The sequence below is a fragment of the Vagococcus changpingensis genome (assembly GCF_058211775.1).
Window position 1 is genome coordinate 509,148 of the sequence record NZ_JBYVZB010000001.1, and the last position, 22,611, is coordinate 531,758.

20 protein-coding genes and 1 riboswitch are annotated in these 22,611 nt (G+C 33.7%); of the genes, 4 read left to right on the top strand and 16 right to left on the bottom strand.

The features are described from left to right. Nucleotides 1–11 precede the first annotated feature (11 nt). From buk to AC37UB_RS02570, 7 genes are all read right to left on the bottom strand, one after another. Complete coding sequence (gene buk / locus AC37UB_RS02540) at nt 12–1,082, bottom strand: butyrate kinase (protein ID WP_490685295.1); 1,071 nt, start codon at nt 1,080–1,082, stop codon at nt 12–14. A 15-nt stretch (nt 1,083–1,097) separates the two neighbouring features. Then, on the bottom strand, nt 1,098–1,922 hold the full coding sequence (locus AC37UB_RS02545; protein WP_490685296.1) for a phosphate acyltransferase: 825 nt from the start codon (nt 1,920–1,922) through the stop codon (nt 1,098–1,100). Between the two features lie 283 nt (nt 1,923–2,205). Continuing rightward, entirely contained in the window at nt 2,206–3,747 is a 1,542-nt protein-coding gene (locus tag AC37UB_RS02550; protein ID WP_241699069.1) for an ABC-F family ATP-binding cassette domain-containing protein, read from the bottom strand. A 140-nt stretch (nt 3,748–3,887) separates the two neighbouring features. Beyond that, entirely contained in the window at nt 3,888–4,532 is a 645-nt protein-coding gene (locus AC37UB_RS02555; RefSeq protein WP_117972845.1) for a trimeric intracellular cation channel family protein, read from the bottom strand. A 119-nt stretch (nt 4,533–4,651) separates the two neighbouring features. Next, nucleotides 4,652–4,942 (bottom strand): SemiSWEET family transporter, encoded by a 291-nt coding sequence (locus AC37UB_RS02560; RefSeq protein ID WP_117972846.1) that lies wholly within the window; start codon nt 4,940–4,942, stop codon nt 4,652–4,654. Nucleotides 4,943–5,060: 118 nt separating this feature from the next. Further along, the gene (gene bglA / locus AC37UB_RS02565; protein ID WP_241699070.1) at nt 5,061–6,491 is read right to left on the bottom strand and encodes a 6-phospho-beta-glucosidase BglA; all 1,431 of its coding nucleotides are present in this window, start codon (nt 6,489–6,491) and stop codon (nt 5,061–5,063) included. Between the two features lie 11 nt (nt 6,492–6,502). Beyond that, nucleotides 6,503–8,371: a beta-glucoside-specific PTS transporter subunit IIABC gene (locus AC37UB_RS02570; RefSeq protein ID WP_490685297.1), complete on the bottom strand. Its 1,869-nt coding sequence runs from the start codon at nt 8,369–8,371 to the stop codon at nt 6,503–6,505. Nucleotides 8,372–8,514: 143 nt separating this feature from the next. Between AC37UB_RS02570 and AC37UB_RS02575 the strand changes: the two genes are divergently transcribed. Then, nucleotides 8,515–9,228, top strand: a complete 714-nt coding sequence (locus tag AC37UB_RS02575) for a GntR family transcriptional regulator (protein WP_241699072.1) — start codon at nt 8,515–8,517, stop codon at nt 9,226–9,228. A gap of 22 nt (nt 9,229–9,250) precedes the next feature. Here the strand turns inward: AC37UB_RS02575 and AC37UB_RS02580 are convergent, their stop codons facing one another. The 3 genes from AC37UB_RS02580 to AC37UB_RS02590 all read right to left on the bottom strand — a co-directional run bounded on the left by AC37UB_RS02580 (nt 9,251) and on the right by AC37UB_RS02590 (nt 10,965). Continuing rightward, nucleotides 9,251–9,706 (bottom strand): YaiI/YqxD family protein, encoded by a 456-nt coding sequence (locus AC37UB_RS02580; protein ID WP_241699073.1) that lies wholly within the window; start codon nt 9,704–9,706, stop codon nt 9,251–9,253. Between the two features lie 22 nt (nt 9,707–9,728). Further along, nucleotides 9,729–10,193: a YehS family protein gene (locus AC37UB_RS02585; protein WP_242093556.1), complete on the bottom strand. Its 465-nt coding sequence runs from the start codon at nt 10,191–10,193 to the stop codon at nt 9,729–9,731. A 79-nt stretch (nt 10,194–10,272) separates the two neighbouring features. After that, entirely contained in the window at nt 10,273–10,965 is a 693-nt protein-coding gene (locus AC37UB_RS02590; RefSeq protein ID WP_117973187.1) for a putative ABC transporter permease, read from the bottom strand. Between the two features lie 135 nt (nt 10,966–11,100). Between AC37UB_RS02590 and AC37UB_RS02595 the strand changes: the two genes are divergently transcribed. The 3 genes from AC37UB_RS02595 (at nt 11,101) to AC37UB_RS02605 (ending at nt 13,945) form a co-directional block, all read left to right on the top strand. Next, nucleotides 11,101–11,469 (top strand): YccF domain-containing protein, encoded by a 369-nt coding sequence (locus AC37UB_RS02595; protein WP_117972850.1) that lies wholly within the window; start codon nt 11,101–11,103, stop codon nt 11,467–11,469. 292 nt (nt 11,470–11,761) lie between these two features. Next, entirely contained in the window at nt 11,762–13,207 is a 1,446-nt protein-coding gene (locus tag AC37UB_RS02600; protein WP_241699074.1) for an amino acid ABC transporter substrate-binding protein/permease, read from the top strand. Next, entirely contained in the window at nt 13,208–13,945 is a 738-nt protein-coding gene (locus AC37UB_RS02605; protein ID WP_117972852.1) for an amino acid ABC transporter ATP-binding protein, read from the top strand. A gap of 49 nt (nt 13,946–13,994) precedes the next feature. Here the strand turns inward: AC37UB_RS02605 and AC37UB_RS02610 are convergent, their stop codons facing one another. The 6 genes from AC37UB_RS02610 to AC37UB_RS02635 form a co-directional block, all read right to left on the bottom strand. After that, nucleotides 13,995–16,070: a DNA topoisomerase 3 gene (locus tag AC37UB_RS02610; protein ID WP_241699075.1), complete on the bottom strand. Its 2,076-nt coding sequence runs from the start codon at nt 16,068–16,070 to the stop codon at nt 13,995–13,997. Further along, complete coding sequence (locus AC37UB_RS02615) at nt 15,991–16,377, bottom strand: DUF1033 family protein (protein ID WP_117972854.1); 387 nt, start codon at nt 16,375–16,377, stop codon at nt 15,991–15,993. The genes AC37UB_RS02610 and AC37UB_RS02615 overlap by 80 nt, the downstream gene beginning before the upstream one ends. 137 nt (nt 16,378–16,514) lie before the next feature. Next, complete coding sequence (gene mgtA, locus AC37UB_RS02620) at nt 16,515–19,157, bottom strand: magnesium-translocating P-type ATPase (protein ID WP_490685375.1); 2,643 nt, start codon at nt 19,155–19,157, stop codon at nt 16,515–16,517. Nucleotides 19,158–19,540: 383 nt separating this feature from the next. Next, nucleotides 19,541–19,713, bottom strand: a riboswitch (M-box (ykoK) riboswitch). Between the two features lie 55 nt (nt 19,714–19,768). After that, nucleotides 19,769–20,896, bottom strand: a complete 1,128-nt coding sequence (gene mnmA, locus AC37UB_RS02625; protein ID WP_242093558.1) for a tRNA 2-thiouridine(34) synthase MnmA — start codon at nt 20,894–20,896, stop codon at nt 19,769–19,771. A 153-nt stretch (nt 20,897–21,049) separates the two neighbouring features. Next, nucleotides 21,050–21,391 carry a cysteine desulfurase gene (locus AC37UB_RS02630; RefSeq protein WP_117972856.1) on the bottom strand — a complete coding sequence of 114 codons (342 nt, stop codon included), beginning with the start codon at nt 21,389–21,391 and terminating at the stop codon, nt 21,050–21,052. Between the two features lie 59 nt (nt 21,392–21,450). Next, nucleotides 21,451–22,599 (bottom strand): cysteine desulfurase family protein, encoded by a 1,149-nt coding sequence (locus AC37UB_RS02635; RefSeq protein ID WP_241699077.1) that lies wholly within the window; start codon nt 22,597–22,599, stop codon nt 21,451–21,453. Nucleotides 22,600–22,611 lie beyond the last annotated feature (12 nt).

A 22,611-nucleotide genomic window follows, 5' to 3' on the forward strand; every position in this document is an offset into this window, starting at 1 on the left:
CCTTCTATTTGTTACACTAAAGCGTAATCTTTTGCTTCTTCTTTTCCTTTTAGTACGCGCCATGCTCCTTCGTATAGCGCTTGCATTTCCATTTCACCTGGGAAAGCTTTAACTGGTGCAATCCATTCAACTCGCGAAGTAATTTGCTTACGAATTGATTCAGAATAAACGGCACCACCTGTTAAGATGATGCTATCTACTTTACCTTTTAGTACAACAGACATTTCCGCAATACTTTTAGCTACTTGATAAGACATGGCTTCTTCGTAAAATGCTGCTTCAGTATCGCCAGCTTTAATACGTTTTTCGACTTCTCTTAAATCAGTTTCCCCAAGATATGATTTCAGCCCACTATTACCTGCTATGATTTTTTTCACATCAGCTAACGTTAGATTTTCTTCAATAATCAGATTCGCAAAATCAACTAGTGGTAATTCGCCACTTCTTTCTGGTGAAAAAGGACCTTCACCATCTAAACCATTTACAGCATCTATCATCTTCCCATTTTTATGAGCACCAACACTAATCCCACCGCCTAAATGAGCGACAATCATAGATGAGGTTTCATATTCTTTACCTAATTCTTCTGCTGTCACACGTGCAACAGCTTTTTGATTAAGTGCATGTGTAACACTTCTACGATTAATTCCTTTTAGCCCAGATACTTTTGCAATCGGTTCCATTTCGTCGACTACTACTGAGTCTACGATAAATGCTGGAATGTCGTATTCTTTTGCAAACTCATTGGCTAAGATAGCCCCTAAGTTAGACGCATGTGTGTTATATTTTTCAGCTATCAAGTCACTTAGTAGAGCCTCGTTTACTTTATATGTGCCACCTGGTATTGGTTTTAATAACCCACCACGACCAACTACAGCAACTAAACTGTCTTCTACTTGTTGTTTTGTGATAAATTCTTTTATTAATTCTGCTCTAAAATCCGTTTGACTAATCACATTTTCAAACTGCGAAATTTCTTCTACTGTATGGCGAATCGTTTCTTCTGCAATTTGTTCATGATTTGAAAAAATAGCTAACTTAGTCGATGTCGAGCCAGGATTAATAACTAATATATGTTCCATCAAAAAACCTCTTTTCTAAATTTGTTTCATGGCAAACTCTAAAGAGTCAAGTTTACTTGCGGTTGTATCACTTCTTGAAGTCAATACCACTGGAACTTTTGTCCCAACGATTGTTCCACCGACTGTAGCATCAGCAAATAGTGTCAGTGATTTATACAAACTATTTCCTGTATCTATTTGTGGCACAACCAATACATCAGCATTCCCCATAATTGGTCCAACGAATCGTTTGTGCTCAACTGCTTCTTTAGACATTGCTAAGTCAAATGAAATTGGTCCAAATATTGCGGCATTTTTTTCATCTTTAAATGCTTCTGTTACTTCAGTCGCTAATACTGATGATGGCATTTTGGGATTGTAATTTTCCGCCGCACTTAGTAACGCGATTTTCGGATGATCTAATCCAATTTTGTGCGCAACAGATTTAACATTTTCAACAATTTCAATCATTGTTTGAGTGTCTGGCGTGATATTCATCGCACAATCAGTTAACAGAAATGTTTTATCTTTGGAAGGAACTGTTACCATGGCAACGTGTGATAAAACAGATTTCGTTTTTAAGCCATACTCTTTTTTTAGTAATTCTTTTAATAATGTATGTGTTTGAATAATACCTTTGAGGAGAATTTGAGCATGTCCATCAGCTACATATTGCACTGCCTTTTGAACTATTTCAGCCTCGTCTTTACAGTGGACATATTCCCACGTATCTGAATTTCCTATATCTTCTGTTTGGTCAAATACAACAAAATTCAGACTTTCTTTAAAACGATTTTTCGCTTCGTTTACCAACGTTAAAATCTCTGGTTGAGAACCTCCAGCGATTGATACTGTTATCATTTTTATCCACCTCATTTGTTTCTTTGTGACTACACTCATACTGTACCAATTAATGTAAACGCATACAATTTGTTGTTTTTTATCTTACTATTGGTTTTATTTATAGGTTCTATAAACTTTGTTAATACAACATTCGTAAACTCATTATTCCACAAACTAATCATATTCTCATGTAATATTAATTAATTATTTCACTCGTATAACACAAAAACCGTAAAGATATTAGAATAAAATACAATTTTGTTCATTAAAAAAAGACCTCGATTTCTCGAGGTCTTACGTTTTACATCATTTTTCCTAACGCAACATCATAAACTTGATCTACTAAGTCTTCCAAAAAGTCCATTTCGTGAGAAACAAGTAACACAGTTCCTTCAAATTGATTCAGTGTTTCTTTTAATGCATCTTTGCTTTGTTGATCCAAATGGTTTGTTGGTTCATCAAGTACTAATAAGTTACTCTTAATTAAAGTCAAATGACACAATTTCACTTTACACTGCTCTCCCCCACTAAGTTGGGATAACGGTTTACTCATGTTATCATCATTAATGCCACTTTTAGAAAGAACTCTACGCACTTCTTTATTAGATAGTTTTGGATGAACAACTTGTAACCAATCAATTGCTGACTGGTTTGGGTGTTCCCAATTTAAATCTTGTGAAAAGTAATTAATCTTCACGTCACGACTAATTTCAATCGTTCCCGATAGCTTATCTATCTCACCGATTAACGTTTTTAATAAGGTTGATTTACCAATCCCATTAAATCCTTTAATTGCAATTTTCTCACCCTTATGAAGTCTGAAATTAATGTCTTCTAATAAAGGAAACTCATATCCTACTGATAAATCATTTGTTTCAAGAACTAAATGACTATGACTCATTTCATACGGAAATTCAAATTTACCTGGTTTACCACTTGGTGGCGCAGCTAGTCTATCAATTTTATTTAATTGTTTCTCACGACTTTTGGCCATATTCGAACGACTTCCGGCTTTGTACTTTCTTACATAAGCTTCCAATTTATCAATTTCTTTTTGTTGTTTTTCATAATCTCTTTGATGTTGTTCTGCTTTTGCTTGTTTTTGTTTCATTGCAGCTTCTAGATTACCATTGTATTTCGTCAACGTATGGTAATCAATATCACAAATACATGTCGTTACTTTGTTTAAAAAGTCTCTATCATGAGAAATTACGATATAGGTACTATCTAATTGATTTAAATAATCTGATAGCCAGTCAATATGTGAAACATCTAGGTAGTTTGTCGGCTCATCTAGTAAAAAGACGTCTGCTTTTTCTAGTAATAATTTTGCCAAACTAACTTTCGAACGTTGTCCACCACTTAACTTAGCCACTTCTTTATCTAAACCAATTGCAGTCAATCCTAGTCCATTTGCAACTTGTTCGATTTGTGTTTCTATTGAATAAAAGTCACTGGCTTCAAGTTTTTCTTGTTTTTTCCCAATTGTTTCAAGCAACTCATCATCATACGTTGTGGCATATTCTTCATACATCTCTTGGATGTCATCACTCATTTTATATAAATGACTAAATGCTTGCTTTAAATAATCAAACATTGTGTCACCTTCACTATAGGTTAATTGTTGCTCCAAATAAGAAATCGTGATGTTGTTTTGCCAAACAATTCGACCTTCATCAGGCATAATCTCACCCTGAATCATTTTTAATAAAGTTGATTTTCCTGCCCCATTTTTTCCTGTTAAACCAAGATGTTCACCCTTATTTAAACGAAGTGATCCATTTTCATAAAGCATCTTATCTGGTAATTCATACTTTAAGTCATCAATCTCTAAAATACTCACTTTTGACTCTCCTTTTTACTAAAATCATCATAAAAAAAGAAAACAATTGAAAAATCAATCAATTGTTTTCAACTTAACACTTAATGATTCTATATAACGTCTTTAGTCTATATTATCTGTAAAATATATCACGCAACGTTTTATAAGTCAATTTTTAGAGTTGGGTGGCTATTGTCATCATCATGTTTATTAAATTTAGACTTCGGTAAATTCCAATCATATGTTAACCCAACAACTCTTAGTAACACTGTTACCACAATGATAAAAAGATATACTAATGAGTGCGTTGGACGATAAACATAAAGAGCGATTGCTATTAAAATCGACCAGCTACCATATATTTCAGCACATAAGACACTTGGTTTTTTTCCGGCAAGAAGATCTCGTATTAATCCTCCTCCTGTACCTGTCAATAACGCCGCCATAATAACAGGACCTATATGACCATTAATTCCTAATCCATACAAAGCCCCTTGAATACTAAATGCCGCTAGCCCGATTGCATCAGAAATAAGTTCTAACATTTTCATTGATGATAGCCTTTTCGGAAATAAATAAACAATGCCAATTGTTGCAAATGACACATAAAACAGTGTTGTCTGACTCCAAAAAATATCCATTGATAATCCTAAAATCAAATTTCTTAAAGCACCGCCACCAAATGCCGTGACAAATCCTAATACTGCAATCCCTAATAAATCATATTTTTCTTCTATAGCAACAAGTGCTCCAGAAAACGAAAAAGCAATCGTCCCAATGATACTTGTAATCTCTAAAATATCCATTGATCCAACCCCCTGAAACAATATAATACTACTTAAGTCATAAACTCTTCCATATTATAACTATTTCAAGGCAAATTTACGTCAATTTTCAAATTTTTTGGTTTAATAATCATTTTTTACTACAAAGCAGTTAAAAAAGTAATTATCCCAAAAATGACTCCCGGAAAATTTGCTAGTACAATCGGCCAATCTCGTGGCATTTTTTTAAATCCGTACATCACCCAAAGTGAGCAGTTAATTGCTGCAACTAAGGGTTGAACAGGACTACCTTTATCTCCAGCTAAATTATTACTTATTTGTGGAATGTACGATACATACATTAGAATTGCTGTAATGGTTGCAATCCAACTGATATACTTAATAAATGTGGTTTCAGACTGATTTGTTTTGGCAGATTTATTGTCTCCCATGTTTTTTCCTCCTATACGAAGCTCTTCTTATATAGTAGGATAACACACTTTAAAAAATAGGTTAATTAATAGCTATTAAAAAAACTATTAGCCAGTACAGACTAATAGTTTTATATATTTAAAGCTCTTCTCCATTTGTTTCAATCACTTTTTTATACCAATCAAACGAATCTTTTTTATAACGATTCATCGAACCATTTCCTTCATTATCACGGTCAACATAAATCATTCCGTAGCGTTTTTTCATCTCACCAGTTGTGAAGGATACTAAATCAATAATCCCCCAAGGTGTATAACCCATGATTGCTACGCCATCATAATCAATCGCTGTTTTAATAGCTTCAATATGTTTCACTAAGTAATCAATTCTATTTTGATCGTGAACTTCATTTGTTTCAGTTAGTTCATCAATTGCGCCAAACCCATTCTCTACGATAAATAATGGGATTTGGTAGCGATCATACAAGCGATTCAATCCATAACGCAAGCCTTCAGGATCAATTGCCCATCCCCAATCACTTGTTTCGATATATGGATTTTCTACACTATTTGGTAATCCACCATTCACCACATTACCTAAGTTATCGTTATTCACATCAGCTTTAACAACTGTTGACATATAATAACTTAAACCAACATAATCAACTGTTCCCTTAGCTAATATTTCTAAATCTTCTGGGCGAATATCCAGATTATATCCTTCACGTTCAAATTCTTTCATGGCATAACTTGGATAGTAGCCACGTACATGAACATCAGCAAAAAAGAATCGTTGACGCATCGCTTCTTCAGCTGCCATAATATCAGCTGGATTACATGAATAGGGATAAATTGGAACATGAGAGACCATGCAACCTATTTCAAAATTAGGATTTATTTTTTTACCAGCAATAACTGCTTTAGCACTAGCAACTAATTCGTTATGAGCAACTTGATACATGACTTCTTTCGCATTTTCTCCTTCTTCAACCGTTACACCAGAGTTCGTCCATAAAAAGATAGGGTTATTAGTATCCATTTGGTTATTGATTTCATTAAAAGTCATCCAGTATTTTACTTTATTCTTATAACGCTCAAAACATGTAATCGCAAATTTTTCAAAAAAGTCGATCACTTTACGATTTCTAAACCCGCCATACTCTTTAGCCAAATGCAACGGCATTTCAAAATGAGATAATGTAATAACTGGCTCGATACCATTTTTTAATAACTCGTCAAATAAATCATCATAAAATTGTAACCCAGCTTCATTTGGTGTATCTTCATCTCCATTTGGAAAGATACGTGACCACGCAATGGATGTTCTTAAACACTTTAATCCCATTTCAGCAAACAATGCTACGTCTTCTTTATACCTATTGTAAAAATCAATTGCTTCATGGTTTGGATAGAATTTATCTACCTCAATTGTTTCTGTAATTTCTCTTGGTACACCATGTGCGCCTGCTGTCATAACATCAATAACACTTGGACCTTTTCCATCTTGATTCCATCCGCCTTCGAATTGATGAGCAGCTAATGCGCCACCCCATAAAAAGTTTTTATCCATTTTTATCACCTCTAATTAAATTTTAAAAGACTATCGTTTACATTGACTATATTATTTTCCTCTGTTTGAATAGATTTAAATTCAAAAGAATTCGTAATAATAACTGGCGTAATTAATGAATAACCCGCTTCTTCGATTTCTTCTGCATTAAATTCTAATAACAGGTCACCTTTTTTAACAGATTGACCTTGAACAACATGACATTTAAATGGTTTTCCTTCCAATTTAACTGTATCCAATCCAACATGAACCAATAATTCGATTCCAGTATCGCTCGTTAAACCAATGGCATGTTTTGAATCAATTACCATCGTTACAACACCATCAAATGGGGCATAAACTTTATTATCAGTTGGCTTAACGGCAACTCCAGACCCCATCGCACCGCTAGCAAATACTTCGTCTGGTACATCAGTTAAAGCCATGACTTCTCCAATAATTGGTGTTGGCATATCATAATTAACTATTGTCTCTTTTCTCACTTTTCCTTCAATGTCTTCGCTTAACTCTTTATCTGTTTCATTTGTTTCACCAAACCCGAAAATCATTACTAATGCAGCTGAACCAACAAGTGCAATCAGACATCCAATGACGATTCCGATGAATGAAGTTGGAAACTCACTATTAATTCCATTAACAACTGTTAATAAACTTGGTAACCCAGCGTAAGCAAAATAGTATGGATTGAAGAAACTAGCAACTATCGCACCGATTGCTCCAGATATACAGCCAAAAATAAATGGTTTTTTAAATCGAAGTGTTACCCCGTAAATAGCTGGCTCTGTTATACCAAACAAACCAGTAATAAAGGCTGATAACGACACCCCTTTAAGTTCTTTGTTTCTAGTTTTCAAGAACACTCCTAAAACTGCTCCTACTTGTGCTACCACTGCAATGGTTTGAAATGCTTGGAATGAATCTCTTCCATACATATCAAAGTTCGCCATAACAACAGGAGTAATTCCCCAATGAACCCCAAAAATAACAACTACTTGCCAGAATCCACCAATTAATGCACCTGCTAGAGGTGGTGCAACTTGTACTAGACTGTTATAACCATTTGCGATACCGTTTGCAAGGAAAGCTGATGCCGGACCAAATACTAAAATAGTCACAGGAACCATGATAACCATACAAATCAATGGAGTAAGTAATGGCTTAACCACTCCAGGCAATCTTTTTTCTACAAATTTTTCTAAATAAGACAACAACCAAACCATAATAAGTGGCGGTAAAACTGATGATGTATAGACTGTTTCACTTAATGGAATGTTAAAAAATGTTAAATGCTTTCCTGAAGCAATTTCTGATGCCATTGTTGTCCAATCAGGTGACACAAGTGCCATTGATATCGCGACAGCAATATATGTATTTACTTTAAAATGCTTGGATGCCGTAATTGCGATAAAAATAGGCAAGAATGTAAACGGTGCCCAAGAAATGAAACTAAAAACACGATAAGTATCAGTTGATGCAAAGGCCGGGTAAGCTAAATTAATTAAGATAAGTGCTCCTTGCAAAATACCTGCGGCTGCAAGAATATAAACAAATGGTGCAAATACAGCAGACATTGTAGCAATAATACGATTTAGAATACTTCCTTTTGGTTCTTCCTCAGTTGTATCAACATTTACTAATTCAGTAAACGCATCATACACTTCCCCTACGTGTGGACCAATCACTATTTGAAATTGTCCATTATTTATGACGACAGATATAACACCAGGTAGTGTTGAAATTTTTTCTTTTGCATCAGTTGGAATATCTTTTAACACCAATCTTAATCTTGTTGCACAACGTGTAGCATTTGAAATATTATCTTTACCAAGTATTTCAACAATATCTTGTGCCAACTTTGAATAGTCTCTCACTTTACTCATGATTCGCCTTCCTCTCTAAATTTTATATACAAATAATAATTGTGCATGCACAATTTGTCAATACCTATCTTTTTTATTTTTTTGTGATAAAATAAAGAAAACTATCGTAACAAAACTTTAGGGATATAAATGAGGGAATTATTATGATGTTAAAATACGAAAAAATTGCATTATTAATTGAGGAATCAATTGTTGAAAATAACTTAAACCATGGTAGTAGGTTACCAAACTTTAAAGAATTGATAGAGACTTATCACGTCAGTAAAAGTACTATTGTTAAAGCATTGGATTTATTAGAAAAACGAGGAATTATCTACCAAATACAAGGTAGTGGTGTATTTGTTAGGAGAAAAAAAAGAAAAGGTTATATTAATTTCAGTGAAAATCAAGGATTTACAGCTGATTTAGGTGAATTTGATATTACGTCTAAAGTATTAGAACTTAGTGAATTAATTCCACCATTGGAAGTTAGGGAGCATTTAAGTTTAGATGATAAAGAGAATGTCTATTATGTTAAAAGAATACGATATATTAATTCTCAAGTTCTCTGTATAGAAGAATCCTATTACAATAAAGCGATCATCCCTTACTTAAATGTTGAAATAGCAGAGCATTCTATTTTTGATTACTGTAAAACAGCTTTGAAATTGAATATTAGCTTCTCTGATAAATATATCCATGTCATAAAATTAAATAAAGATGAAAGTGACTTATTAGAATTAAATGAGGGGGATCCAGGATTATTAATTGATGAGTTATTTTACTTATCATCTGGAGAGGCTTTTGATTTTTCTAAAACAATCTACCATTATGTTAATTCTCAATTCTTTTTACAAAGTACAAAAATATATTCATAAAATAAAAAATAACCTTAACTTTTTAGCCAAGGTTATTTTTTATCTTAATAATATCCAATATTTTCCCAATAAATATCTCTTTATCTTTTTGGGTAAATGCTTTAGGACCTTTTGTTTTCTTTCCTGCCTTACGCATTTGACTACCTATAAAACGTTGATTAAGTAACGTATCAATCGTGCGTGTTGTATACTCTTGTCCGCTATGATGAAATACTCGCACTGGTTTTGTTAGTAAAAGAGAAGCCAAACCATAATCTTGAGTAATAATAATATCATGATCCTCTACTTCTTTTACGATACGATAATCAGCACTGTCACTTCCTTTATCTACGTAAATAAACTCAATAAAGTCTGGATAAATTTTATTTGTGTAGTGATCAATACTTGTCACGATAACAACAGGAATTTGATACGTTTCTCCTAATTGGATCACTTCATTTTTTACCGGAGACCCATCCCCATCAATGACAAAACGCATAAGTCACCTCCTAAAATAATCATTATCTATAATCAGTCATTAAGCCTTTTAAAAAATGTCTTGTGTAGTTGTCTCCACATACTTTGTAATTTCGATGTCCTTCTTTTCTTAAAAAAGCACTTAATTCACTTTTAGAAACACTTGCCCCTGCCTCATCTAAATAATGAAGCATATCATCAGTTGTAAGAGATAATGCAATTTTTATTTTCTTTAAAAAAACATTATTTGCGTTTCCTTCATGCAATTCATAGACTACCTGGTCATCATCTTTTTTCCCACGCTGTGAAATAATCATGCCATTTAAAAATCTCTCAAACATTTCATCTTCTAACATATTTTCATACAAGTCGTCATCAATTTTATTTAACATTGATAAATACTCTTCTTTTGTAACAGTCACGCCACCTAAAGAAAAAAGCTCGACCATATCATTATCTTTAATATCAAGTGCGTATCTTAAACGCGTTAACCGATCATTGTTATTCATACCATACCTCTTTTTATGTAATAGAACCATTATAACATAGCCAATTCATTTATGAGCAGCAAAAAAAATAGGCCTAACCCTATTTTTTTAATTTTAAATTCGGATAGTTTTTAAGCAAACGATTTAGATTGTGATGTTTTAATTTTAGTGGTTTATTTTTCAAGTCTTGTAAAACTTTCAATCTATTATGGTCTGATTCTTTGTTTTCAAATAAGTGTTTTAAACGATATTCTTTAATACCAGCATTTTCCTTATCACTCGTATCAATTGATGAAGCAACTTCTTTTTTGGTAGTCGCTGTAAAAATTAATGTTGAGATAACATCTACCGTAAATAAAACAAATAAAATAATGGGACCAATATTGTTAGTGGCATTTATAAAGTTTGTAATGCCATCTTGTATGACTGGATTAATCACTTTAATTAGGAATAAACATCCCACTCCCCAGAACATTGAGACTGGGACAGCTACTCGTCCTTCAATATTAAAGGGAACATTTTTATAATCCCACAATGACATATTAAATAATTTTTCTAGTAACCAACTTGTTATAAATTCAATAATAGTCACAATCACAACAGAATTAAAATAAAGATTTAAAAGTGTACCTGATTTGTCTGGGACAAGTAATAAAACAGCTGTCACACCAAACCCATAAACAGGACAATATGGGCCTAATAAGAAGCCTCGATATACAAAATGTCGCGCTTTTAACGAACAATAAACACTTTCCCACAGCCATCCTACAATGGAATAGGTTATAAATGTCATAAAGATATTTTCCACTATCATCTCCCCTTTTTGTATACATTATATGTCTATGTTATAATCAATTAACTACATTCTACCATGATGATAGAATAAATGCTTTTATTAATAGAATTTAACATAGAAAGAAGACTTATTATGACATTTTTTGGGAATATTATTTGGTTTATTTTTGGAGGATTTATTGGGGGCTTTTCATGGCTTTTAACCGGTTGTATTTGGTGTATAACCATTATTGGCATCCCTATCGGCCTCCAATGTTTTAAAATAGCTGGACTTTCCTTTTGGCCTTTTGATAAGAAAGTTATCTATATAGGCAGTGGTCTATCCATTGTTGTCGATATCTTTTGGTTACTTATTTCCGGAGTTCCTTTAGCTATGATGCATGCTATAAGTGGCATTCTTCTCTGCATTACTATTATCGGAATTCCTTTTGGTAAACAATCATTTAAATTAGCCAGACTAGCCTTGATGCCTTTTGGTGCACAAGTTGTTTATAAAAGATAACAACTATCTGCTATAACATTTACTCTTAATGATTACTTCTATGAACAACATACCTGCTACATGCAATCCTTGAAGTTGGATTTGCTAAACCACATTAGTTTAGTCGGCTATTAAAATGCCATGAGAATTTAAGTCCAACTGAAAACAAAGAATGATAGTTAAAAAACTAAACCGTTTTTTAATATTTTTGGTAAAAAGCACAAGCTTTATGTAAGATAATCTAACATAAAGCTTGTGTTTTTCTATTTTTTTAAACTATAATGAAAAAAACAGAAAAAAAAGGAGAACCTTCATGAAAAATAAATATTCTTTATTTTCATTCATTGCTTTATTAACTTCAATAATTATCCTAGCTTTCGGAGTTAACGTAAAAGCAGAAGAAAAAACTTATACAATTGGGACTGACTTAACGTTTGCTCCTTTTGAGTATCAAAACTCTAGTGGAACTTACATAGGAATTGATGTTGATTTAATAAATGCTATCGCAAAAGATCAAGGATTTAAAGTAGATTTAAAACCTCTAGGATTTGATAGTGCGGTACAAGCTGTTCAATCGAAACAAGTCGATGGTATGGTAGCTGGTATGAGTATCACAGACGAGAGAAAAAAATCATTTGATTTCTCAGATCCTTATTTTGACAGTGGCATTTCAATGGCTGTTAAAAAAGGAAATACCTCTATCAAACGTTATGATGATTTAAAAGGAAAGACGGTCGCTGCAAAAGTGGGTACTGAAAGTGCTGCTTTCTTAGAAAAAAACCAAAAAAAATATGGCTACACGATTAAAAATTTTGATGATGCTACCGGACTTTATAAATCACTAGAAAACGGTGAAACAGTCGCAATTTTTGATGATTATCCTGTTCTTGGATATGCCATTACAAATGGGCAAGCATTAGAATTAGTTGGCGAAAAAGAAACAGGTAGTGCTTATGGATTCGCTGTTAAAAAAGGACAAAATCAAGAATTATTAGAAAAATTCAATACAGGTTTAAAAAATCTAAAAACGTCTGGTGAGTACGATAAAATTATCAACAAATACATTTCATCAGGTAAAGATACAAGTACTGAAGAAACTGCAGTAGATGAAACAAGTTTTGCTGGCATGATTAAAAATAACTGGAAAAGCTTATTAAACGGATTATGGATGACCATTAAATTAACTTTAATCTCATTTATTTTAGCTTTAATTATTGGGATTATTATTGGATTATTTAGTGTCTCTCCTTCTAAAGCACTCCGAATCATTGCAACAATCTACGTGGATATTATTCGTGGTATCCCATTGATGGTACTAGCTTTCTTTATTTACTTTGGTATGCCAGGTATACTAGGTTTTAATATTCCTGTCTTTTTAGCTGGTATCATTACCTTAACTCTTAACTCCAGTGCTTATCTATCTGAAATTGTCCGAGGAGGTATTAATGCCGTACCTGTCGGTCAAATGGAAGCCTCTCGAAGTCTAGGGCTTTCTTACCACCGTGCAATGCAAAAAATTATCCTACCACAAGCAATTAAAATTATGATTCCATCATTTGTTAATCAATTTGTTATTTCTTTAAAAGATACCACAATTTTATCTGCCATTGGATTAATCGAATTATTACAAGCTGGAAAGATTATCGTAGCAAGGAATTTACAAAGTACAATGGTTTACTTTACTATCGCATTGATTTATTTGATTTTGATTACAGCATTAACAAAATTAGCAAAAGTTTTAGAAAAGAAGGTGAACTAATTGGCTGAAAAAATATTAGTTGAGCATTTAGTAAAAAAATATGATGAACACACTGTATTAAACGATATTAATGTTTCTATCAAAAAAGGCGATGTGGTCTGTATCATTGGCCCATCAGGTTCTGGGAAAAGCACATTTCTTCGTTGCTTAAATCAATTAGAAGAAATTACGAGTGGAAATATTATTGTTGACGGTACAAATCTAACGGATAAAAATACTAATATCAATAAAGTCCGTCAACATATTGGGATGGTTTTCCAACACTTTAATCTTTTTCCTCATTTAACTATTTTAGAAAATATAACATTAGCTCCTGTTGACCTAGGTAAATTATCTAAAGCTGAAGCAAATGAAAAAGCAATTAGTTTACTTGAATCAGTTGGCTTAGCTGATAAAAAAGATAGCTACCCAGACTCTTTATCAGGAGGACAAAAACAGCGTGTCGCCATTGCCAGAGCATTAGCCATGAATCCAGATATTATGCTCTTTGATGAGCCAACCTCAGCACTTGACCCTGAAATGGTAGGAGATGTGCTAAATGTTATGAAAGATTTAGCTGAGCAAGGTATGACAATGGTAATTGTCACTCATGAGATGGGATTTGCTAAAGAAGTGGCAAATCGTGTGATGTTTATTGATGGGGGTAATTTCTTAGAGGATGGTTCACCTGAACAAGTCTTTGAAAATCCTCAACATGACCGTACAAAAGACTTCTTAAATAAAGTATTAAACATATAATAAAAAGGAATGACAGTAAGGTGATAAACCTTGTGTCATTCCTTTTTTATTAGTCTTCTTTCATTGCTGCTTTTAAAGCTGCCGCAAGTGGGCTTTCCATCTCTTCTGCTTGATTATATTTTTTAATCAATTTTCGCTCTTCATGTTTCGAGATTTTTTTCTTACCTTTTGAGCCACTTTGCATTTTTTCTGTGTATTGACAGCCACCGCACTTGAAATATGAACCATTTTTATTTTCTAATATCATCATTTTCTTTTTACATTGCGGGCAACGCTTATTGGATACTTTTGGATCTTTACGTCGTTTGTAACGACAAGTCTCACTGCTACATACATAGATTTTGCCATCTCTTGTATTCTTTTCTTTTAATTGGCTACCACAATCAGGACAAGTTTTATTGGTTAATGAATGATCGACATACTTTTCTTCACTCATTTTAATTTCTTTAACTAAACGAGTGGTTTCTTTTTCAATGTCTTTAATAAAAGATTGATGTTTTAATTGGCCATTCGCTATTTTTTCTAAAGATAGTTCCCATTTTTGTGTTAACTCTGGCGTTACAAGGGATGGATTAACCAACTGTAATAATTGTTTTCCTTTTGCTGTGACGACTAAGCGATGAGTTTGGCGTTCAATTAAATCTGAACTAATTAATTTTTCAATAATTTCGGCACGTGTTGCAGGTGTTCCTAAATTATGTTTTTCCATCTTTCCAAGCAACGTTCCCTCTGATAATGGGTTTGGTGGAGTTGTCAGTTGTTTATTAATCTTATAAACAGCTTTGATTGCCGTTCCTTTTTTAAAGACAACCGATTGTTTGGTTGTTTGTTCAACTTGTTTCCACCCCGTTTCAAGAACACGTTGTTGTTTAAAAACAAAGATTGATTGGTCTACTTTAGCTGTAATCGTTTCAATTGATACTTTATATGGCGGTAAAAATAAGCCTAAGAAACGGTCCACAATCATGCGATAGATTTTCATTTCATCATTATCTAATTTTTCAAGTCGAGCTGATTGTTCAGTTGGAATCAAACCATGATGATCGGTCACTTTTGCATTTTGGAATACGTTTTGCTGTTTTACTACTGCTCCATCTTTAACCAAACGTTTTACTAGTTCTGGTGACATTTGTGTCACTGCAATCAAACGTTCTTTCATCGTTGATTTCATATCAGTCGTTAAATGTTTTGAATCTGTTCTTGGATAAGTAACCACTTTATGAGTTTCATAAAGTCGTTGAATAATCGATAACGTTTTTTTAGCAGAATATTGGTAACGTTGATTTGCTTCACGCTGAATTTCTGTTAAATCATAAGGAAGTGGTGCATACTCTGTTTTTTCATTCACTTGAATCTCTTCAACCATTAACGATTTTCCATCAAATGATGCGACTAAATCTTCTAATGCTTGTCTCTCTTTATACTGTCTAGGATTTTTTAATTGCAAATGTCCTACCACACCATCATATTCAGCATCTAGCGTAAAATAGGTTTCCGGTCTAAATTTCTCAATGACTTCTTCTTGTTGTCTAACCATCGCAAGAGTCGGTGTTTGAACACGTCCTGCTGATAAACTATCTTTGTATTTTACAGTTAACGCTCGTGTCACATTTAACCCAACCAACCAATCAGCCTCGGCACGAGCCACAGCTGAGTAGTATAAATTGTCATACTCCTTACTCGGTCTTAATTGTTTAAATCCTTGTTTAATGGCTTTATCTGTTTGGGAAGAAATCCATAAACGTTTCACTGGCTTTTTGAACTTGACATATTGTAAAATCCAGCGTGCAACTAGCTCTCCTTCTCGTCCTGCATCAGTTGCGATAATGGCTTCAGATACATCTTTGCGATTAGCTAATTGACTAATAGCTTTTAATTGCGGACGTGTTTTAGGTAGTGGTTTTATCCCTACTCGTTCAGGAATCATTGGTAAGGTATTCATGTTCCACTCTGCCCAGTCTTTGTTATAATCTTCAGGCATTTTTAAGCCAAGTAAATGACCTAAAGCCCAAGTTACGATATATCTATCTCCCTCGATATAATTTTTAGTTTTCTTGGTTGCCCCTAGCACTTTGGCTAAATCTCTGGCAACACTTGGTTTTTCTGCTATTACCAGTTGCTTCATCTGAGTCATTATCTCCTAAATCTAATTTTTTGTACTCACTTACCAGCATTAATCCTCTGTATGCTTGTAAATCTTCATCACAGTCTTCACAATATACGTATTCTTCATCGTTCCAAAAAGCGACTAAATAAGGATCTTTGCATTTTACTTCTTCGTAGTCTTGTTTTAATTGATCATATTGTTTCATAAATGCTTTTTCCGCATCATGAAATTTATCAAAAGCCTCTTCTGATTTTATATTTTTTTCCCATTCTTCAAAAAACCACCAAGGTTCATCTTCACTATAAGTCTGAATAACTTGATACATCTACCTGTCCACCCTTCTTTTACACTTTACTTATAGACTATGTGAAAATATCCAAATTGACAAATCTTACGACTTATCTATTTTATCGTGTTAAAAAAAAAGAAACAAGTTATCACTCGTTTCTTTTTAAATTTCTATTATAATAACTCACCAAAACGGTTTACATAGATTTTTTTAACAATCATTACAAGCATTAGATAAGCAACGATAGTCAGCGCTAAATAAATCCAGTATTGCCCTGGTAATGGCATTAATCCTAAATCTTGACCAAACGCTGTAAATGGTAAGAATGAACCAATTGCAATACCAATAGACGTAATCGTTGTTAAAATAAATGATGCTCTACTTTGAATAAATGGTAATTTTGGTGTTCTTAATGTATGAATAACTAATGTTTGAGACCATAATGATTCAACAAACCAACCGGCATGGAATACAGCAATAAACAATGCTTGTTGTTCAGCTCCTAATGTGTGATATGACCCACCAACCACTGCTGGACAAATGACAAAATACATTAAAGCATACGTTGTAATATCAAACACTGAACTTGTAGGTCCAAGCCACTTCATAAATGACCCAATACGGCTTGCATCCCATTTTTTGGGTTCTTCTAAATAATCTGCATCCATATTATCCCATGGAATTGACATACAAGAAATATCGTAAATTAAATTCAAGAATAACAATTGAATTGGCAACATTGGTAAAAACGGTAAGAAGATACTTGCCACAACAACTGAGAACATATTTCCGAAGTTTGAGCTTGCTGTCATTTTGACATATTTCATAATGTTACCAAACGTTGTACGTCCTGCTAAAATACCTCGTTCTAACACCATTAAGTCTTTTTCTAATAGAATAACATCCGCACTTTCTTTAGCAATATCAACCGCTGTATCTACTGAAATACCCACATCAGCTTCTTTCATAGCAGGTGCATCATTAATACCATCACCCATGAAGCCAACAGTGTGACCTGCATCTCGTAATACTTTTACTAAGCGTGTTTTTTGAGACGGTGTTAATTTAACAAAAATATTGTATTTTTCTGCAATAACTTTTAATTCAACATCATTCATACGAGAAATTTCAGACCCTGTAATTAACTCTTCATCTTCTAATCCGACTTGTTTACACACAGATTTAGTGACTAAAGCATTGTCCCCTGTTAATACTTTAACACCAACACCATGCTCTTTTAATGCTTTTAAAGCGTCTTTCGTTGTTTCTTTTGGTGGATCGAGGAATGCTAAATAGCCAATTAATACCATGTCGCTTTCGTCCTTAACAGAAAACTCACCCACCACACTTGGATTTGTTTTTTGAGCAACCGCAATCACACGTAATCCATCTTCATTTAGTTCATCCACTGTTTTTAAAATAGTTGATTTAATGTCTTCTGTTAAGGGAACCACACTGCCGCGGTAGTCAACATAGCTTGATACGTCAAGCATTTCTTCAACGGCACCTTTTGTAATCATTTGAGTTTTTCCAAACGCATCTTCAATTACCACACTCATACGACGACGTTGGAAATCAAATGGAATTTCATCAACTTTTTTATACGCATTGACATTCATATTTAACTCTTCTTCAGCTGATTCTATAATGGCTTTATCCATTAAGTTTTTTAAACCTGTTTGATAATAACTGTTAAAGAATGCATGTCTTAATACTCTGTCGTCTTCTTTTCCATCAACATCTAAATGATACTCTAAAATGATCTTGTCTTGTGTCAAGGTTCCTGTTTTATCCGTACACAATACATCAATTGCACCAAAGTTTTGAATAGAGTTTAAATTTTTAATGATAGTGCCTTTTTTCGCCATTGTTGACGCACCTTTTACAAGGTTCGTTGTCACAATCATTGGTAGCATTTCAGGTGTTAATCCTACTGCTACTGATAAACCAAATAGAAATGCTTCTAACCAGTCACCTTTTGTTAAACCGTTAATCAGGAATACAGTTGGTGCCATGACCAACATGAAACGAATTAATAACCAAGATGTTTTTGAAATCCCCACATCAAAACTAGTAATCGTGTGTTTTTCGGACACATCTTTCGCGATTTGACCAAATAATGTGCCATTTCCAACTGCTATGACTAATCCAATGGCACTACCACTCACAACATTACTTCCCATAAATGCAATATTTTCATAATCTGTTTCTGTGTCTTTGTTTCTCATAGTAAATGTGTCTTTTTTTTCAACAGGATAACTTTCACCAGTCATAGCAGCTTGTGAGACGAACAAGTCTTTTGTACGAATCAATCTAACGTCTGCTGGTAACATATCTCCTGCTGATAATTTAATAATGTCGCCACACACAATTTCTTCAATAGGTAACTCAACTTCCTCACCTTTTCTAAGAACTGTCGCTGTGACTTTTACCATATTACTTAATTTCTCAGCCGCATTATTTGATTTGACTGATTGAATAAGTGTCATTGTGCCACTTAACAACACCATTGCTACAATAATCAATACGCCAGTTAAATCTTTGTCATCAGCTGGAACAATCACATAATCTGTAATAAACGAAATAATAGCTAAAGCTAATAGTACTGTCGTAAACGGTGTAAAATATGCTTTTAATACTTCTACAATAAATGGTGTTTTCTTTTTATGTGAAATAACATTTTCACCATACTCACCCCTTAATACTTCTGCTTCGTTATTATTTATTCCACTAAGGCTTGTTTTAAATGTTGAAAATAATTTATCAATACTAGTTTGTGCAAAAAATTTGTAGTTTGCTACTTCTTTTTTTTCCATTGTTGTAACCTTCTTTCCCACTTGTTGTGTCCATAAGAAACACCCGACCATAAAAAAGAGTATGCCACTCAAATTTGTATGTATCATGTGTATTCCTCCTTATTATTGGGTCCTTTTGAGAAGTGGTTACAAGCTATCAACTTATCTCTCTGAGGTAGAAACAGATAGACAATAATAAACTTTTTTTATTTCCCACTCTTCATGACCCTTATAACTTCGACCGTGACTACTATCTTCCATGTGTTTCCATCTCCTTTGTTTGCTATTTTTATAAGAATAATAGTTTTAAAAAACAATTATCCCTCCTTTGATTGATTAGAAAACGCAAAAAAACCTTCCGTCCAAAAACTCGACGAAAGGCGTAAAGACACATTAAATAAATTTGTGAGATCCAATCGTTGAGTTTTAGCACTATACAACGTAAAAGTTACCAAGAACTTTAGCTACGTTAAAGAAAACCTTATATCGATCATCTCTGTTATACCCATTGGCGTCTCTCGACATTTTTGGGCAGTAGCCTATGTTTGTATAGGAGCCTCACCTAACTAATCTATTTTTCTTACACACAGAACTATATCGTATTAAAAACATTCTGTCAACACCTTTTTTAATTAAATGTACTGACGTTGTTTATCTTCATAAAATGCCGCATCGATTAATCCGCCACCTAAACATTCCATGCCGTCATAAAAAACAACGGCTTGCCCTGGGGTAATTGCTCTCACTGGTTCATCAAAATAAACAGTTGCTTGTGTTTGATCCTCTGATAATACCACACGGACACCAATATCTTGTTGTCTATATCTAAATTTAGCTGTACAGGTAAACTCTGTTGGTTTTGGTGTATCAATAGTGAAATGAACGTCACTTGCTTCCAGGTGTGTTGAATACAAGTTTTCATGATGAAATCCTTGTCCTACATATAAGGTATTTGTTGATAAGTCTTTTCCCACAACAAACCACGGTTCGCTTGATTCACCTTGACCACCACCGATTCCTAATCCTTGTCTTTGACCAATGGTATAATACATTAAACCAGCATGATCGCCTTTAATATCACCATCTAACGTGATCATTTTTCCAGGTTGCGCTGGTAAATATTTTCCAAGAAATTCTTTAAAATTCTTTTCACCAATAAAACAAACACCTGTTGAATCCTTCTTTTTAGCAGTTGCCAGTCCAGCTTTTTCGGCAATCTCACGAACTTCTTTTTTCTCCATATGTCCAAGTGGAAACATTGTTTTAGATAATTGTTCTTGAGAAAGTTGACTTAAAAAGTACGTTTGATCTTTATTTTGGTCTACCCCACGTAACATGTGAGATGTTCCGTCTTCATCGCGAACCACTTGGGCATAATGACCTGTCGCCACGTAATCAGCACCAAGTTGCATGGCATAATCTAGAAAGGCTTTAAATTTAATTTCTTTGTTACACATGACATCAGGATTTGGTGTTCTTCCACGTTTATATTCAGCTAAAAAGTATTCAAATACACGGTCCCAATATTCTTTTTCAAAATTCACAGAATAATACGGGATACCTATTTGATTCGCTACTTTCGCCACATCTTTATAATCCTCTGTTGCGGTACAGATACCATTTTCATCCGTATCGTCCCAGTTTTTCATAAAGACTCCAACTACATCATAGCCTTGTTCTTTTAGTATTAGGGCAGTTACAGATGAATCCACGCCACCGCTCATACCGACTACTACTTTAATTTGACTGTTATCTGTCAAACTCATCACCATCATTTCTTTTTATAGATTCTGAAAATCTACTACGATTTGAAGGTCGTATTTTTTCAGTTATTACATTATAGCGTTTTTGCTTAATAAAATCATCTCTTTGACACAAAAAAAGAACTGTCACATGACAGTTCTTTTATCATTTTATGCTTTTTCAAGGCAATCAAAAGACATTAAATCTTCCATAATGTAGTAAAATTGCTCTTGTTTATCTTTTTGATCATCCGATTTAAAAATATTAATCGTTTTTAATCCATTAGCAGTTGTTAAAGACATTTTTAAAGTCTTTAAGTCTTTTGCTACAGTAATTTTTAATTTTGGACTTTGTTTAGCTTGTGGTGAAATATCTAATGGTCTCACCAATTGTAAATTTCCTGAAGGTGTTGCTTGGAAACCATAATCTTTAAACGTATAGGCTCTTGCCTTTGGATTTATTTTGTAGAACTGTGGGCACCCTTCTACTGTTGCCTTTTCTAAAAATGACATAATAACCCTCCTAATAAAATTGATACTTTCATTATAATGACTCTGTCTACAAATACCAACTAATTTTTCAACATTGATTGAATCGTCGATACTAAGGTTTGTGCAAATTCAATAATTTGCTCTTCTGTCACCCCATAGCCAAAACTCATTCTGACTGATTCTTTAGCTGCATTACTGTCTTTTGAATAAATGGCTTGAATAATGCGTGACGGTTTTACGTCTCCTGCACTACATGCAGATCCAATTGATATGGCAAAACCAGCTAAGTCTAAACGAGATAACAAAATGTTATTAGGAACATTTTTAAACCAAATGTTTAAAATATGAGGTAATTTATTTTCTGTGTCTCCATTTATCTGATACTCTATCTGTTGCTCATCTAATGCCTCTAAAATAAGGCGTTCGAATTGTTTATAATGTTCTTTATTTTCAGCTTTTTTCTCTGCTGTAAGAAGTGATACAGCCTTTTTTAGTCCCACTATTCCAGCAAGATTTTCGGTTCCTGCTCGTCTTTTTTCTTCTTGGTCACCACCCTGTATTAAAACAGGCGTTGGTTGACCTGAACGAATATAAGTAAACCCAACCCCTTTAGGTCCATTAATTTTATGAGCAGAGATGGTCAGATAATCAACTAACAACTCATTCACATCTATTATTTCACTACCAAATGCTTGTACTGCATCTGTATGGAATAAAACATTTTCTTCATGAAGTAACTGACCAATTTCTTTAATTGGATTTAACGTTCCAATTTCATTGTTTCCATACATTATTGACACTAATATGGTGTCAGGAGTTAACGCTTCTTTAATTTGTTCTATTGTAACCTTACCAGTGTTGTCTACTGGTAAAAAAGTCACATCAAATCCTTGCTCCATTAATTTTTTTAGTGGGTTCATTACTGCTGAATGCTCAACATTAGTGGTAATGATATGATTCCCTTGATGTTTCATTTGTCTAGCAATATCCAACAACACTGTATTATCACCTTCAGAACCACCACCATTAAAGACGATTTCGCGTGACTGTGCACCAATCGAAGAAGCAACGACATCTCTTGCCATATCTAATTCAAACTCTGCTTGGCGACCAAATTGGTGCACACTAGATGGATTACCAAATGTTGATGACATAATTCGTGTCATTTCTTCAATCACTTCAGGAGCCATCGGAGTCGTTGCGGCATGATCTAAATAAACTGCTTGCATATTTTTCACTCT